Source organism: Mycobacterium sp. NGS67, assembly GCF_059812185.1.
The window spans coordinates 1-14,440 of record NZ_JCALCF010000014.1; the positions used below are offsets into that span (position 1 = coordinate 1).

The 14,440-nt window shown below is 66.2% G+C and carries 16 protein-coding genes; 7 read left to right on the forward strand and 9 right to left on the reverse strand.

Going from position 1 to position 14,440, the window contains the following annotated elements; genetic code table 11:
• Positions 1 to 116 precede the first annotated feature (116 nt).
• Positions 117 to 446, reverse strand: coding sequence for a hypothetical protein (locus tag AC5Y4D_RS15015; RefSeq protein WP_499945259.1), 330 nt, complete (start codon positions 444 to 446; stop codon positions 117 to 119).
• A 34-nt stretch (positions 447 to 480) separates the two neighbouring features.
• Between AC5Y4D_RS15015 and AC5Y4D_RS15020 the strand changes: the two genes are divergently transcribed.
• Positions 481 to 954 carry a hypothetical protein gene (locus AC5Y4D_RS15020; protein ID WP_500037544.1) on the forward strand — a complete coding sequence of 158 codons (474 nt, stop codon included), beginning with the start codon at positions 481 to 483 and terminating at the stop codon, positions 952 to 954.
• A gap of 169 nt (positions 955 to 1,123) precedes the next feature.
• Positions 1,124 to 1,816: a GAP family protein gene (locus AC5Y4D_RS15025; protein ID WP_500037545.1), complete on the forward strand. Its 693-nt coding sequence runs from the start codon at positions 1,124 to 1,126 to the stop codon at positions 1,814 to 1,816.
• Between the two features lie 97 nt (positions 1,817 to 1,913).
• Here AC5Y4D_RS15025 and AC5Y4D_RS15030 read toward each other — a convergent pair whose 3' ends face one another.
• The 3 genes from AC5Y4D_RS15030 to AC5Y4D_RS15040 form a co-directional block, all read right to left on the reverse strand.
• On the reverse strand, positions 1,914 to 3,104 hold the full coding sequence (locus AC5Y4D_RS15030; RefSeq protein ID WP_500037546.1) for a PPE family protein: 1,191 nt from the start codon (positions 3,102 to 3,104) through the stop codon (positions 1,914 to 1,916).
• A 282-nt stretch (positions 3,105 to 3,386) separates the two neighbouring features.
• Positions 3,387 to 4,565, reverse strand: a complete 1,179-nt coding sequence (locus AC5Y4D_RS15035) for a PPE family protein (RefSeq protein ID WP_500037547.1) — start codon at positions 4,563 to 4,565, stop codon at positions 3,387 to 3,389.
• Positions 4,566 to 5,281: 716 nt separating this feature from the next.
• Complete coding sequence (locus AC5Y4D_RS15040) at positions 5,282 to 6,661, reverse strand: glycine--tRNA ligase (protein ID WP_499945254.1); 1,380 nt, start codon at positions 6,659 to 6,661, stop codon at positions 5,282 to 5,284.
• A 220-nt stretch (positions 6,662 to 6,881) separates the two neighbouring features.
• Between AC5Y4D_RS15040 and AC5Y4D_RS15045 the strand changes: the two genes are divergently transcribed.
• Together AC5Y4D_RS15045 and AC5Y4D_RS15050 are read left to right on the forward strand one after the other, a co-directional pair.
• Positions 6,882 to 7,280: an ArsR/SmtB family transcription factor gene (locus tag AC5Y4D_RS15045; protein WP_499945253.1), complete on the forward strand. Its 399-nt coding sequence runs from the start codon at positions 6,882 to 6,884 to the stop codon at positions 7,278 to 7,280.
• Complete coding sequence (locus tag AC5Y4D_RS15050) at positions 7,277 to 7,672, forward strand: Fur family transcriptional regulator (protein ID WP_499945252.1); 396 nt, start codon at positions 7,277 to 7,279, stop codon at positions 7,670 to 7,672. The genes AC5Y4D_RS15045 and AC5Y4D_RS15050 overlap by 4 nt, the downstream gene beginning before the upstream one ends.
• Before the next feature lie 43 nt (positions 7,673 to 7,715).
• Here the strand turns inward: AC5Y4D_RS15050 and AC5Y4D_RS15055 are convergent, their stop codons facing one another.
• Genes AC5Y4D_RS15055 through recO form a run of 3 tightly spaced genes read right to left on the reverse strand, consistent with a single transcriptional unit; the run spans position 7,716 to position 9,794 of the window.
• Complete coding sequence (locus tag AC5Y4D_RS15055) at positions 7,716 to 8,114, reverse strand: hypothetical protein (protein WP_499992075.1); 399 nt, start codon at positions 8,112 to 8,114, stop codon at positions 7,716 to 7,718.
• Positions 8,114 to 9,007: a decaprenyl diphosphate synthase gene (locus tag AC5Y4D_RS15060; RefSeq protein ID WP_499992076.1), complete on the reverse strand. Its 894-nt coding sequence runs from the start codon at positions 9,005 to 9,007 to the stop codon at positions 8,114 to 8,116. The genes AC5Y4D_RS15055 and AC5Y4D_RS15060 overlap by 1 nt, the downstream gene beginning before the upstream one ends.
• Positions 9,000 to 9,794, reverse strand: coding sequence for a DNA repair protein RecO (gene recO, locus AC5Y4D_RS15065; RefSeq protein ID WP_499992077.1), 795 nt, complete (start codon positions 9,792 to 9,794; stop codon positions 9,000 to 9,002). Before recO ends, AC5Y4D_RS15060 begins: the two co-directional genes overlap by 8 nt.
• A 194-nt stretch (positions 9,795 to 9,988) precedes the next feature.
• On the opposite strand from recO, the gene AC5Y4D_RS15070 reads away from it, so the two are divergent.
• Positions 9,989 to 11,488 carry an amidase gene (locus AC5Y4D_RS15070; RefSeq protein ID WP_500037548.1) on the forward strand — a complete coding sequence of 500 codons (1,500 nt, stop codon included), beginning with the start codon at positions 9,989 to 9,991 and terminating at the stop codon, positions 11,486 to 11,488.
• A gap of 27 nt (positions 11,489 to 11,515) precedes the next feature.
• Here the strand turns inward: AC5Y4D_RS15070 and AC5Y4D_RS15075 are convergent, their stop codons facing one another.
• A complete protein-coding gene (locus tag AC5Y4D_RS15075) occupies positions 11,516 to 12,472 on the reverse strand; it encodes a GlxA family transcriptional regulator (protein ID WP_500037549.1) in 957 nt (318 codons plus the stop codon).
• Positions 12,473 to 12,548: 76 nt separating this feature from the next.
• Here AC5Y4D_RS15075 and AC5Y4D_RS15080 point away from each other — a divergent pair, with 76 nt between their 5' ends.
• Entirely contained in the window at positions 12,549 to 13,205 is a 657-nt protein-coding gene (locus tag AC5Y4D_RS15080; protein ID WP_500037550.1) for a DJ-1/PfpI family protein, read from the forward strand.
• A gap of 1 nt (position 13,206) precedes the next feature.
• Entirely contained in the window at positions 13,207 to 13,527 is a 321-nt protein-coding gene (locus tag AC5Y4D_RS15085; RefSeq protein ID WP_500037551.1) for a hypothetical protein, read from the forward strand.
• Here the strand turns inward: AC5Y4D_RS15085 and era are convergent.
• A complete protein-coding gene (gene era, locus AC5Y4D_RS15090) occupies positions 13,524 to 14,423 on the reverse strand; it encodes a GTPase Era (protein ID WP_500037552.1) in 900 nt (299 codons plus the stop codon). The genes AC5Y4D_RS15085 and era overlap by 4 nt on opposite strands.
• Positions 14,424 to 14,440 lie beyond the last annotated feature (17 nt).

The window sequence follows — 14,440 nt, forward strand, 5'->3', positions numbered from 1 at the left end:
AGCTTGTGGATGTGTTACTTGGAATTTCAACCAGTTTTGATTGATGTGATCACTGCCTCCGGGAAGTCCCGAAGCCGTCAATCACCCGTAGACAACGACAGTCTTGACCCTTTCTCTCACCCGGCTGCCGGCGAATGCGGGACCACGCTGCTACCGCGCGGCATCTCGAAACGGGGTTCGGCGTTCTCCGCCTCCCACTGTTTCCACTCTGCCCACTCATCCCACTCGTCGTTGCCAGGTTCGATCGGTTCCGGATCGACCGCACCAGGCACTACGACGACTTCTTCGACACCTGCTTCGGACTCCTTCGACCAGTGGTCGTAGTCGTCCGGCGGAACAGCCGTACCCCAGCTGAGCGGAACTGACAATCCGCCGAGCATGCCCGACTCGCCCCGTTTCGCTGCCACCGAATCGGGCGGCAAGGGCGGACCAAGAGGCAGAAGCACGCTGTCCCCTTCCCAGTGTCGATGTCAACACACCTTGCTCAATGGCAAGCACAAACCACCGAGCATTCAAAGCTTAAGGCAATCCGCGCCGCGATATCTCCTCTTTCCCGGATTTATTTCCCCGCGCAACCCGCCGTCCAGCACCTGTGCGTATCCGATCAGGCCCGACGATCCCGATGGGCTGCCGCTGCGGCCGGCGACCGGTTCGCATCTGTGCGATCCGAACCCGCACAGTCCCGGCAAAACCGTTGGCCGCCAGTATGCTTCGCATTACGTCCCCGGCGCTGGGACGGCAACATCGCCGCTGCGAAGCGCGGCTTCTCGGAGTCAAAATCGCTTTGCGCGGATGATCGACGGCGGGATCGGATGGATTCATCTTCGGTACCGGGATGTGCAACCGTCCGCCGCCTGCACGGTTGCCGGCGATTTCGCAGAAAATTTATTCGATCCCACATTTTTGATCGATCCCTCAGAAAGCCCGTTCGATTTGTCCTCGACGTGTCGCTGACGACGGATCATGCGAGGTCAGGGCCAAATTACTCGGCACCGATCAGACCTGTGCCGTCTTATCGACGCGCCAGAATCGACCGGGGTCGCGGCTATCGCCGTGTGGGGGCAAAAACGGTGCCTCTCAATGGGTTCCGCAACCCGCAGCAACCGTTGTAGCGTGCGTTGCCATGTGGTGCACGGTGCTGGTGTTAGCTCTTGTGGCGACCGCCGACCCGGTACGGCTCGGCGTCAGCGCCGTCCTGTCGTCGCGTTCTCGGGCGCTTGGCCCGCTGCTCGCATTCTGGCTCGGCGGCATGGCGACAAGTGTCGCACTCGCCGCGGGAGTGCTCTACGGCATGCGCGACAACACCATCGCCGTGGTCGGCCGGATGCAACACGCCACTGCCACCGCCACCGCCGGCCGGATTCAGCTAGCGATGGGAATGCTGGCCCTGCTGATCGCAGCGGTCGCGGTCGGCATGTCGCGGCGAGGACGACAAGGTGGGACCGTGATCGGCTCGTCGCGACTGTCGGCGTTGTCGAGCCGCGCGCATTGCGCACTGCGGGCCCGCCCGCTCAGCGTGGCGTTCGCTCTCGGCGCGGGCATGTTGATCGACTTTCGGTTCATGGCGGCGCTCGCCGCGATCGTGGCCTCGGGAGCGGCGGCAAGCACCCAGACAATTGCCGCCGGGGCATACACCCTGATCGCCTTGGCGTTCGTGGAGGTCCCGCTTATCAGTCGACTGGCGGCCCCGGCCCGCACCGACCACGTGATAGCAGCGGTGCAGCAGTGGGCGCAAGCTCGACGGCAACAGATGTTCGCCGTCGTCGTCACCCTACTCGGCACATTCCTGGTGAGCCGCGGACTCGGGCAACTTTAGCGGCCGCTCAATCCTGTTGCACCGCAACAAGTCACGACATGACAAAGGCGCGGGCGACGGGGACCCCCCAAGCGCCGCCCGCGCCTTTGACGGCCAATTATCCGACGCCGGTGCGCGGGATCACGCTCGGCCGGTTCTGCACCACATGCGGACTCGCGCCACCGCGGCCCATCATGCCGCCAGGCATACCCTGGGCGCCGCCACCCATGCCCATCGGCATCGGCATCATCGGCATGCCGCCACCCGCACCAGCGGCTCCGGCGGCTTGGGCCATCTCCGCGGCGTTGACGCCCAGACCCGACATCGCCGAGCTGGCCATCGCCTTGGGCACCGAGCCCTGCCAGGTCGGCGGCACCGACATCGCACCCACCAGTCGTGCGTTGCCGAGGCCGGCCGCCATCCCGGCACCCAGTCCGGCTCCGCCGCCACCGATGCCCTTCATGGGATTGATGTCACCGGCCAACGCCGGCATGCCGGCCAAGTCCGCCGCGGTGGTGGCACCCGCCAGTCCGGCAGTTCCGGCTCCGGCGGTCTGCCCCAGCTGCATCATCGGACCGATCAACATGCTGGCCGGCATCGCACCCGCCGAGAACATCGACATCGCCATGTCCACTGGCACCGCGGCAGCCGCCGACTGCACCCCGGCAACCAGCGCGGGCGCCGCCGCGGTGACACCGGAAGCAACCGGGGCAAGGGCAGCCGTGGCCTGCGTCGCCAGTCCGGCAGCCCCCGCGTTGACGGTTGCGGCCAGTCCGGCCAGGTCGAGCGGCGGCGTAGTGAACGGAATCAAGCTCGCAGCCACCGCCGTCGCACCGGACTGATAACCCAACATCGCGGCCACATCCTGGGCCCACATCTCCACATAATCGAACTCGTTGGCAAAAATCGCCGGAGTGTTCAACCCCAAGAAATTCGTCGCGATCAACGTCATCAACGACACCCGATTGGCCTCCACCACCGCCGGATGCACCGTGGCCGTCAACGCCCCCTCAAACGACGACGCCGCCGCGCGCGCCTGACCCGCCGCCGACTCAGCCTGCGCCGCCGCAGCCCCCAGCCACCCCACATACGGAGTCGCCGCAGCCGCCATCGACGCCGACGCCGGACCCGCCCAGGGCCCGCTGGCCAAACCGACAATCACCGCGTTGAACGACTCCGCCGACGCCGCCAAATCAGCGGCCAAACTCTCCCAAGCCGCCGCCGCCACATGCAACGGACCCGACCCAGCCCCGGCGAAAATCCGCGCCGAATTGATCTCCGGCGGCAACCACGCAAAATCCCAAATCATCGCAACCCCAACTCAGCCAGCCGCGTCAACGGCGCCGACAACCACTCATCCGTACTATCCGATACGCACCGGCTCACTGCCGGATCGTAAATCAAACTGCACCGAAAGTTCGGAGCTTTCCGCCAAAAGGACGGATATTGGACTATTCGAGCGCCGAATCGGTTTAGTTACTTGCCCAGTATATTCGGCCGCCGCACATGCCCGACACGCGAATTCGGCAGTCGACCCCGCAGCGTCGGTCGCGGCCCTGACGGGCCGGTTAGGTCAGGCAGACCCGTCGTCCTATCCGACGCCGGTCCGCGGAATCACGCTCGGGCGGTTCTGCACCACTTGCGCGCCTGCGCCACCGCGGCCCATCATGCCGCCGGGCATGCCTCCGCCAGCGCCACCCATGCCCATCGGCATTGGCATCATGCCCATTCCGGAGCCGCCCGCGGCCGGCGCCATCGCCGCCGCGTTGGGCATCGTGCCCAGTCCCGACATCGCCGAGCTGGCCATCGCCTTGGGCACCGACCCCTGCCAGGTCGGCGGCACCGACATCGCACCCACCAGGTGCGCCTTGCCGAGGTCGCCGGCCATCCCCGCACCGAGGGCGGCGCCCCCACCGAGTCCGTTCAGCCCGGGAACGGCTCCGCCGACGAGCTTGGGTATGTCGGTCAATCCCTCGGTGGCGCCGGCCAATCCGGCGGTTCCGACTCCCGCGGTCTGCCCCAGCTGCATCATCGGACCGATCAACATGCTGGCCGGCATCGCCGCAGCCTGCACCCCCGACAACACGGTTCCCACGGGTATCCCCGCGGCGACCGACTGCACGCCCAGCACCATCGCCGCGGCTCCGTCGGTGGCGACTTCGGCGACCGGGCTCAACGCCGCGGTAACCGAGCCGGCGTAGCCGGCCAGACTCGCGTTCACCGTTGACGCCAGTCCGGCCAGGTCGAGCGGCGGGACACTGAACGGAGTCAAGCTCGCAGCCACCGCCGTCGCACCGGACTGATAACCCAACATCGCGGCCACATCCTGGGCCCACATCTCCACATAATCGAACTCGTTGGCAAAAATCGCCGGAGTATTCAACCCCAAGAAATTCGTCGCGATCAACGTCATCAACGACACCCGATTGGCCTCCACCACCGCCGGATGCACCGTGGCCGTCAACGCCCCCTCAAACGACGACGCCGCCGCACGCGCCTGACCCGCCGCCGACTGAGCCTGCGCCGCCGCAGCCCCCAACCACCCCACATACGGAGTCGCCGCAGCAGCCATCGACGCCGACGCCGGACCCGCCCACGGCCCGCTGGCCAAACCCACAATCACCGCGTTGAACGACTCCGCCGACGCCGCCAAATCAGCGGCCAAACTCTCCCAAGCCGCCGCCGCCACATGCAACGGACCCGACCCAGCCCCAGCGAAAATCCGCGCCGAATTGATCTCCGGCGGCAACCACGCAAAATCCAAGAACATCGCAACCCCAACCCAGCCAGCCGCGCCAACGGCTCCAACTCTTGGTGGCGTCCGTCACACAGGACAGTCCATGCCGCATCGTAAAACAAATCCGGCCGAAAGTCTGCGCCTTCACCGACATTCGAGGGAATTGGGCCATCGGTCCGCCCCATCCTGTGCGGGGCCGGACAGCTGTCCAGCGAGATGTCGACGAATTAGACTTTCGAATTACCGGGCGTCGAATCGGAGTAATTCGGCCGCTTTTCTGATTCGTTTGGCGGACGGTTTGCGACACCAGAATATGAGGGCGCGAGACGACACCGTCGCAACCATCGTTCCGCAGTTCACCCGTGCGGGACTTCTGCTGCCGCAATGCGCATCCCGAGGATTCTCCCACCACCGCGTCGCGACCGCGGCATCACCGAATCCATGGCGGCACCGACGTTTCCGCCCATAGACGACGCCGCGACGACCCGTCTCGTCGCCGGCCGCACCCGAGGTCGCCGCGGCAGATAAATTTTCGGCAAATCTGAACTCATCAGCCAACGCCGGTCACGCGCCGTCGGCTCCATGGGCACAGAAAAGGTCTGCCACGAAACGGCTCCGCACGACATTTGAAAAGTCAGTTCGAATGAACTTCGTCTGACGAGATATCCCCGGGCGTGCGGATAAACCGCCGAATTACGCTGAGAAAGGCGAAACAAGTTCGGCTTTATCCACTGCGCACGCCCGCGAGATCAGCTGCCCCTCAAGCGCACGGCTAAGTAGTCGGCTACCTTGTCGATCGCGACGCGCTCCTGCGTCATGGCGTCGCGCTCGCGCACCGTGACCGCGTCGTCTTCGAGTGAGTCGAAGTCGATCGTCACGCAATACGGCGTGCCGATCTCGTCCTGGCGACGGTAGCGCCGGCCGATCGCTCCGGCGTCGTCGAACTCGATGTTCCAGGACTTGCGCAGCTCGGCGGCAAGGTCGCGGGCCTTCGGGCTCAGATCGGCGTGCCGCGACAGCGGCAACACCGCCGCTTTGACCGGAGCCAATCGCTGATCCAGTCGCAGCACCGTGCGCTTGTCCACCCCGCCCTTGGCGTTGGGCGCCTCGTCCTCGTGGTACGCGTCGACCAGGAAGGCCATGAACGACCGCGTCAGCCCGGCGGCAGGTTCGATCACGTAGGGCACGTAGCGGGTGTCGGTGGCCTGGTCGTAGTAGGACAGTTCGGTTCCGGAATGCTTCGAGTGCGTCGACAAGTCGAAGTCGGTGCGGTTGGCAATGCCTTCCAGCTCACCCCATGGATTACCGGCGAACCCGAACTTGTACTCGATGTCGGTGGTGCCGTCGGAGTAGTGCGACAGCTTTTCCCTCGGGTGTTCGAACAGCCGCAGGTTCTCGGGGTCGATGCCGAGGTCGATGTACCACTGGCGCCGGGTGTCGATCCAATACTGGTGCCACTCCTTGGCCGTCGAAGGCTCGACGAAGAACTCCATCTCCATCTGTTCGAACTCGCGGGTCCGGAAGATGAAGTTGCCCGGGGTGATCTCGTTGCGGAAACTCTTGCCGATCTGCCCGATGCCGAACGGGGGCTTGCGGCGAGCGGTGGTCACCACGTTGGCGAAGTTGACGAAGATCCCTTGCGCGGTCTCCGGACGCAGATAGTGCAGGCCTTCTTCGGTCTCGATGGGCCCGAGGTAGGTCTTGAGCATCATGTTGAACTCGCGCGGCTCGGTCCACCGGCCCGGCTCGCCGGTTTCCGGGTCCCGAATGTCGGCCAGCCCGTTGGGCGGCGGGTGCCCGTGTTTGGCCTCGTAGGCCTCGATGAGATGGTCAGCGCGATAACGCTTGTGGGTGATCAGCGATTCGACCAGCGGGTCGTGGAACACCTCGACGTGACCGGAGGCGACCCATACTTCGCGCGGCAGGATGATCGACGAATCCAGGCCGACGACGTCGTCGCGACCGGTGACCACCGCACGCCACCACTGCCGTTTGATGTTCTCCTTGAGTTCGACCCCCAGCGGGCCGTAGTCCCACGCCGACTTCGTGCCGCCGTAGATTTCGCCGGACGGGAAGACGAAGCCCCGTCGTTTGGCCAGGTTGACCACGGTGTCGATGACAGACGCCACGGGGCGTGCGCTCCCTTCGGAGGATCTGGCAGACGCGGGCAACGGCAAGCGCCGCCCGCAAAACATCAGTCATGGTAGCGACCACCGTCCCGGTCTTTGACATGCATCATCATGCATGTGACAGTGGAGGGCAGTCGCGGGCTGCAGCCGACGGTGGTTCTCCGGCGAGTCTCAAGCTGTTTCGAATGCTCGGTACTTCAAGAGGTGGTGACTCCATACGGTGACGTCGCCCCGGACACATTCCGCTCCTGCCGCCGACGACGACGTGGTCGGTCCGCACGAGCACGGTGCTGACCGGTTCGAGGAACATCCCTCCTATCCGACGCCACCGTCGCGGGACATCCTCGATGCCGCCGGCGAATTGCTGCGCGCCCTGGCCGCCCCGGTGCGGATCGCCATCGTGTTGCAGTTGCGCGAATCTCAGCGCTGCGTCCACGAATTGGTCGACGCGCTGGGTGTTCCGCAACCATTGGTGAGTCAGCATCTGAAGATCCTCAAAGCCGCTGGGGTGGTGTCCGGGGAACGGTCCGGCCGCGAAGTGCTGTACCGGCTGGCCGACCATCACCTGGCGCACATCGTCATCGACGCGGTTGCCCATGCCAGCGAGGACGTGACATGAGCGAAACCGCAGGAAGCGTCCGCTCCACCCGGCAACGGGCGGCCATCTCGACGCTGTTGGAGACGCTGGACGAGTTCCGCTCGGCTCAAGAACTGCACGACGAGCTGCGCCGGCGCGGCGAGAACATCGGCCTGACCACCGTTTATCGGACGCTGCAGTCGATGGCGGCCGCAGGCCTGGTCGACTCGCTGCGCACCGACACCGGAGAAGCGGTCTACCGCAGATGCTCGGATCACCATCACCACCACCTGGTGTGCCGCAGCTGCGGCTCGGCCATCGAGGTCGGCGACCACGAGGTCGAGGCCTGGGCGGCCGAAGTGGCCACCAAACACGGCTACTCCGACGTCAGCCACACCATCGAGATCTTCGGCACCTGCTCGGATTGCCGCTGAGCCCTGGCCGCCGAATGTGCTGCCGGCCGCACACTGGTCGCGCTCAGGCGGTCAATTCGGCGCGGATGCGGGCACCGCTGTCCAGCACCAACAGGATCAACGTGCGCAGTGCGTCGTCGGTGAGCCCGCCGCCGGGAAAGTTGTACCGCAGTAAGACGTCCGCCGTCTTGGCGCTCTTGGACCCCTTTTCGAGCAGAGTCACCGACCCGAAGTTCGAGTCCCGGCCGTGCCTGGCCACCTGGTCGCTGATCTTCTTCGACAGCGGCAGGTCCCAGGCCAATACCTGGGTCAACGACACCAGGTCGAGGTCCTCGGCGATGGTCACCACCCGCAACGACGCGAACGTGCCGTTGTGCCGTATTGTCAGCGCCCCGTCGGATTCCGCGTCGACGGCCAGCACCTCTCCGAGTATCGCCATGAGTCGCTCTTGCAGTGCCGGCACTAGGCGCTCCCGAACCGGCGGTTACGCGAGGCGTATTCCTCGCAGGCCGCCCACAGATCGCGACGGTCGTAGTCGGGCCAGAGCTTGTCCTGGAAGATGAATTCGGCGTAAGCCGCCTGCCACAGCATGAAGTTGCTGGACCGTTGCTCCCCCGAGGTGCGCAGGAACAGGTCGACGTCGGGGATGTCAGGACGCTGCATGTACCGCGCGAGGGTGGATTCGGTGATGCGATCGGGGTTGAGTCTGCCGGCCGCGGCCTGCTCGGCGATCCGTCTGGTGGCTTCGGCGATCTCGGCGCGGCCACCGTAGTTGACGCAGTAGTTGATGGTGATGACGTCGTTGTTCTTCGTCACTTCCTCGGCGATCGCGAGTTCGTTGATCACGCTGCGCCACAGGCGCGGCCGGGAACCCACCCAGCGAATCCGCACGCCCATCTCGTTGAGAATCTCCCGGCGACGTCGCACCACGTCGCGGTTGAAGCCCATGAGAAAGCGGACCTCTTCGGGCGAACGCTTCCAGTTCTCCGTGGAGAACGCGTAGAGACTGAGCCATTTGATACCGAGTTCGACTGCGCCGCAAGCGATGTCGATCACCACCGCTTCGCCCATCTTGTGGCCCTCGGTACGACTCAAGCCACGCTGGGTAGCCCAGCGGCCGTTGCCGTCCATCACGATGGCGACGTGGTTGGGCAGCTGGTCGGCCGGGATCCGGGGTGCAACCGCCTTCGACGTGTGTTGCGGCGGACGACGCGGTCCCCCGTCGGGCGACGGCGGCAACTGCGGGAAGACGACCGGCCACGTCGAGGTGTCGGGAAAGGTCGGGTAATCCTCGGGCGCCGGGGGCAGTTGCGGAAAGTCGGCGAACTTCAGCTTTCGCTCGGCCCTGTTAGCCACACTCGACATCCTGCCCAATCGGTTCGGGGCGACGGTCGGCGATGGTGCGATTGGCGGAGACCCGCTCCACCAGCGGCAGCGTCTTGAGCTGGCGCTCCAAGTGCCATTGCAGGTGCGCGGCTACCAGTCCGCTGACGTAGCTGCGGTGTGCTTGCGGCGCGGCCTCGGCACTCTCCCAATCACCGTCGTGCAGGGCGGACATGAGGTCCACCACGCCCAGCGGCGGAGTGGTCGCGCCGGCCGGACGGCAGTGCGTGCAGACGCTGCCTCCGGCTGCGATGTGAAACGCCCGATGCGGACCCGGGGTGGCGCAGCGGGCGCATTCGGTCAACGCCGGCGCCCATCCGGCTGTGGCCATGGCGCGTAACAGGTAGGCGTCCAACAGCAGATCGCGGGACCGGCGCCCATCCGCCACCGCCCGGAGCGCGCTGACGGTGAGCCGGTGCAGCGCCGGGGCGGGCGCCCGTTCTTCCCCGGCGAGACGTTCGGCGGTTTCCAGCATCGCGCAAGCGCAGGTGTAGCGGCCGTAATCGCTGACGATGTCGGTGGCGAACGCGTCGATCGAAACGACCTGGGTGACAATGTCGAGGTTGCGGCCCGGGTGCAGTTGCGCGTCGATGTGCGCGAACGGTTCCAACCGGGCACCGAATTTGCTGCGGGTGCGGCGCACGCCCTTGGCCACCGCCCGAACCAACCCGTGATCGCGGGTCAGCAAGGTGACGATCCGGTCGGCTTCGCCGAGCTTGTGCTGACGCAGCACAACAGCCCGGTCTCGATACAGCCGCATCCCGCTGATCTTAGTGGCGACCCGCTGCGCCCGGCTCCGCCGCGCTGGCGATCGCCACGAACCTTTTAGTGGCGACCCGTCCCCCGCAAGCGGGAGGTGCCCCCAGCGCCCGGCTCCGCCGCGCTGGCGATCGCCACGTAGTTTTGCACCCCGCCGCGACATTGCGGGTATCCGCGCCGATAGTCTCGTACCCCGTGGTTGGCGCTTCCGAGTCCGGTTCCGGGGCCGTGTCCGGCTCCGGCTACCAGCGCTTGCCCACGTTAACCGACCTGTTGTACCAGCTGGCCACCCGCAAGGTCACCGCCGCCGAACTGGCCCGCCGATCGCTGCATGCCATCGATGTGAGCCAGTCCACATTGAACGCGTTCCGGGTCGTGCTGACCGAGTCGGCGCTGGCCGACGCCGCTGCCGCCGACCGGCGCCGCGCTGCCGGTGACACGGCGCCGCTGCTGGGCATCCCGATCGCGATCAAAGATGACGTCGACGTTGCTGGCGTGCCGACCCGCTACGGCACCGACGGGTATGTCCGGCCGGCGACCCAGGACAGCGAGGTGGTCCGCCGGCTCAAGGCGGCCGGTGCGGTGATCGTCGGCAAGACCAACACCTGCGAACTGGGCCAGTGGCCGTTCACCAGCGGGCCCGGGTTCGGGCACACCCGAAATCCATGGGCTCGCCGGCACACCCCGGGCGGGTCGTCGGGCGGCAGCGCCGCCGCGGTGGCCGCGGGCCTGGTGACCGCCGCGATCGGTTCCGACGGCGCGGGCAGTGTCCGCATCCCGGCGGCCTGGACGCATCTGGTGGGCATCAAGCCCCAACGTGGCCGCATCTCCACCTGGCCGGAGCCGGAATCATTCAACGGCATCACCGTCAACGGCGTGCTGGCGCGGACGGTGGCCGACGCCGCGCTGGTGCTGGACGCGGCGTCCGGCAACGTCGAGGGCGATCTGCACAAGCCCGAACCGTTGACCGCCTCCGACTACGTCGGCATCGCCCCCGGCGAACTCAAGGTCGCCTTGTCGACCGGATTTCCCTACACGTTCTTCCGGGCCAAGCTGCATCCGGAGATCCTGGCCGCCACTTTGAAGGTCGGCGAGCAGCTCGAACTACTCGGTCACAAGGTGGTCAAGGGAAACCCCGACTACGGGCTGCGGTTGTCGTGGGACTTTCTGGCCCGGTCCACCTCCGCGCTGTGGGAGTGGCAGGAGCGCCTCGGCGACGGTATCGAGTGGGATCCCCGCACGTTGTCCAACATGCGCACCGGCCACATGCTCTCGCAGGCGACCCTGCGCAGCGCGCGCCGTCACGAGATCGCCGACCAGCGCCGGGTCGGATCGATCTTCAACATCGTCGACGTGGTGCTGGCGCCGACCACTGCCCAGCCGCCACCGCAGGCGCGCGCCTTCGACCGGTTGAGCGGCCTGGCCACCGACCGCGCCATCATCGCCGCGTGCCCGTACACGTGGCCGTGGAACGTACTCGGGTGGCCGTCCATCAACGTGCCGGCCGGTTTCACCTCCGACGGGTTGCCGATCGGGGTGCAGCTGATGGGGCCGGCCAACAGTGAAGGCATGCTGGTCTCGTTGGCCGCCGAATTGGAGGCCGTCAGCGGCTGGGCGTCCAAACAGCCCGAAGTGTGGTGGAACACCGGCAACAACACGCCGCCCATGCACGGTGTGCCCCCGCCTCGACGTTGAAAACTGGTACGACGCACCGGGTTTGACTCACATCTGAGTGTTGTCTGCAGTTTGGCGAAAGGTGTTGCGATAGCTCTGCGGTGTCACTCCCGTGAGTCGGCGGAACTGCTCACGGAAGTTGGTCGTCGACGCGAAACCGACTCGGCGCGAGATGGTTTCGATTCCCTCGTCGGTGGCCTCGAGTAGTTCCTGGGCGTGCCGGATCCGCACCCCGTTGACCCATTGCAACGGGGTCTGTCCGGTCTCTCGCTTGAATCCGCGGTTCAACGTCCGCACGCTGGTCGATGCCTGGCGTGCGATGTCGGCAAGGGTCAGCGGCAGGTGCGCGCTGGTTTCGATCCAGGCCAGTACCGCGTCGAGTTCGGTGTTGACCGCACGACGGTTGCGGACGATGAATTGGGCCTGGCCCCCGCTGCGGTGCAGTGGGGCCACAGCCACGCGTGCTGCGTCGGCGGCCACCGCCGAACCGTAGTCACGGGCGACCATGTGCAGGCACAAGTCCAATCCGGCCGACGCTCCGGCGGAGGTCAGAATCTGGCCCTCGTCGACGTAGAGCGCATCGGGATCGAGCCGCACGGCCGGATACCTGGCGGCAAAGATTTCCGCCGCGACCCAATGGGTGGTCGCACGCTTGCCGTCGAGCACCCCGGTGGCGGCCAGGGTGAACGCGCCGGTGCATATCGACGCTATCCGAATTCCTTTGTCGTGGGCCGCCTTTAGTGCCACCACCACATCGTCCCGCACGGGTGTGGTCACGTCGTTGCGTCCCGGCACGATGATGGTGTCGGCATCGCAAAGCTCGTCCAGCCCGAAATCGGTGGTGATGCCGACGGGTCCGGCGCAGACCACGGGCGCACATCCGCACACCCGGACGCGGTAGCCGGGCGTGTCGTCGGCCAGTCGGACGCGGCCGAACGTCTCGATCGCGATGGCCATATCGAACGCGATGACATCTGGCTCAGCCAAGACCGCGACTTTGTGCATGGCTTGGCAATATACCGATGCAGGATGGCAATCAGGCCACTGGTGAGAAATGATGGTGCCGCCCACGATGAGTGGCATGCATGCGCAACTAGTGCTCTACGACGGGTTCGACCCGCTCGATGTGATCGCGCCGTTCGAAGTCCTCGCTGCCGGAAGCGAATTCGTGGGAGGCGAGTTGGAGGTGTCACTGGTGTCGGCGGAGGGCGCCCGCAGTGTGACCAGTGGGACCCGCGGCCTGACGCTGGCGGCGACGGCCGCGCTCGATCCGACCCGCAGCGGCTGCGTGCTGCTGCCCGGGGCGAGCGGACCTATCGGCGGGGACCCCGACGACGGCGTCGAAACCATACCGGTGTTGCTGGCCCGGGCGGCACAGACGAAGCTGACTCCGTTGCTGGAGCAGGCATTCGGCAATCCGGACATCACCGTGACGGCGGTGTGCGGTGGTTCGGTGATCCTGGCGATGGCGGGTCTGATCGAGGGGCGCCACGCAGTCACCCATCACCTGGGGCTGGGCCTGCTGGACGCCGCTGGGGTAAACGCGGTGCCCGCCCGGGTGGTCGACGATGGCGACCTGGTCACCGCAGGCGGGGTGACGTCCGGGTTGGACCTGGCGCTGCACCTGCTGGACCGGTGGTACGGCCCTCGCATCGCGCACGCGGTCGAGCAGCTCTTCGAATACGAACGCCGGGGCGTGGTGTGGCGCAACGCCGGCCGGGAAACGGTGGAGGTGTGAGTTGAGATCTGGATCGAGCTTTGCAGGCGACTGGGACGTGCGGATCAAGACCCCGATCGGCACTCTCGCGGTGAAATATCTCTTCACCCAAGGACCGCATGGCTGGTCCGGCACCGCCACCTACAAGGACGAAACGGTTGACCTACAAGACGTTTCGATTAGCCCGACATCGGACGTGACACGGGTGACCTGGCGGCAGTCGGTGCGCAAGCCGATGCGGCTCAACCTCGATTTCGACGTCGTGTTCGACGGTGACGTGATGAGTGGACATTCCCGCGCCGGCCGGTTGCCGCGCTCGGCCGTGAACGGCACACGCCGTTAGAAGCCAAGCCGGCCAAGTTGTTTGGGGTCACGCTGCCAGTTCTTGGCGACCTTCACCCGCAGGTCCAGGTATACCTTTGTGCCGAGCAGCTTTTCGATCTGGCTGCGGGCCGCAGTACCCACCTCCCGCAGCCTGGCACCACCCTTGCCGATGACGATGCCCTTCTGGCTGTCCCGCTCGACGTAGAGCACGGCGTGCACGTCGATCAGATCGTCGCGATCATCCCGCGGTTCGACCTCCTCGATCACCACGGCCAGCGAGTGCGGCAGCTCGTCGCGGACACCCTCCAGGGCCGCCTCCCGGATGAGCTCGGCCATCAGCACCTCTTCGGGCTCGTCGGTGAGCTCGCCGTCCGGGTAATAGGCCGGACCGGGGGGCAGCGCGGCGGCCAGCACCTCGATCAACACGTCGACCTGCGCCCCGGAAACGGCTGACACCGGGACGATTTCAGCGGCGTTCGGGACGAGTTCACTAACCGCGACCAGCTGTGCGGCCACCCGGTCCCTGGGCACTTTGTCGGTCTTGGTGACGATGGCCATCAACGTCGTCTTCGGCGCGACCGAGCGGATCTGTTCGACGATCCAGCGGTCGCCGGGACCGATCGTCTCGTCGGCCGGGATGCACAACCCGATGACGTCGACCTCGGAGTAGGTGTCGCGGACCAGGTCGTTGAGGCGCTTGCCCAGCAAGGTCCGCGGCCGGTGCAGGCCCGGGGTGTCGACCAGGATGATCTGGAAGTTCTCGCGGTGCACGATCCCGCGGATGGTGTGCCGGGTGGTCTGCGGGCGCATCGAGGTGATCGCCACCTTCGCGCCGACCAGCGCATTGGTCAGCGTCGATTTTCCCGTGTTGGGCCGGCCCACCAGACACACGAAGCCGGAACGGAACTCGCTCACGGCGTCGTGGCGACGTC

Bases quoted from the DNA above. Each gene is read 5' to 3' on its own strand.
- AC5Y4D_RS15025 (WP_500037545.1), top strand. From the start codon at position 1,124: ATGTGGTGCACGGTGCTGGTGTTAGCTCTTGTGGCGACCGCCGACCCG.
- AC5Y4D_RS15030 (WP_500037546.1), bottom strand. From the start codon at position 3,104: ATGATTTGGGATTTTGCGTGGTTGCCGCCGGAGATCAATTCGGCGCGG.
- AC5Y4D_RS15035 (WP_500037547.1), bottom strand. From the start codon at position 4,565: ATGTTCTTGGATTTTGCGTGGTTGCCGCCGGAGATCAATTCGGCGCGG.
- AC5Y4D_RS15050 (WP_499945252.1), top strand. From the start codon at position 7,277: ATGAGCGAAACCGCAGGAAGCGTCCGCTCCACCCGGCAACGGGCGGCC.
- recO (WP_499992077.1), bottom strand. From the start codon at position 9,794: ATGCGGCTGTATCGAGACCGGGCTGTTGTGCTGCGTCAGCACAAGCTC.
- AC5Y4D_RS15075 (WP_500037549.1), bottom strand. From the start codon at position 12,472: ATGCACAAAGTCGCGGTCTTGGCTGAGCCAGATGTCATCGCGTTCGAT.
- AC5Y4D_RS15080 (WP_500037550.1), top strand. From the start codon at position 12,549: ATGCATGCGCAACTAGTGCTCTACGACGGGTTCGACCCGCTCGATGTG.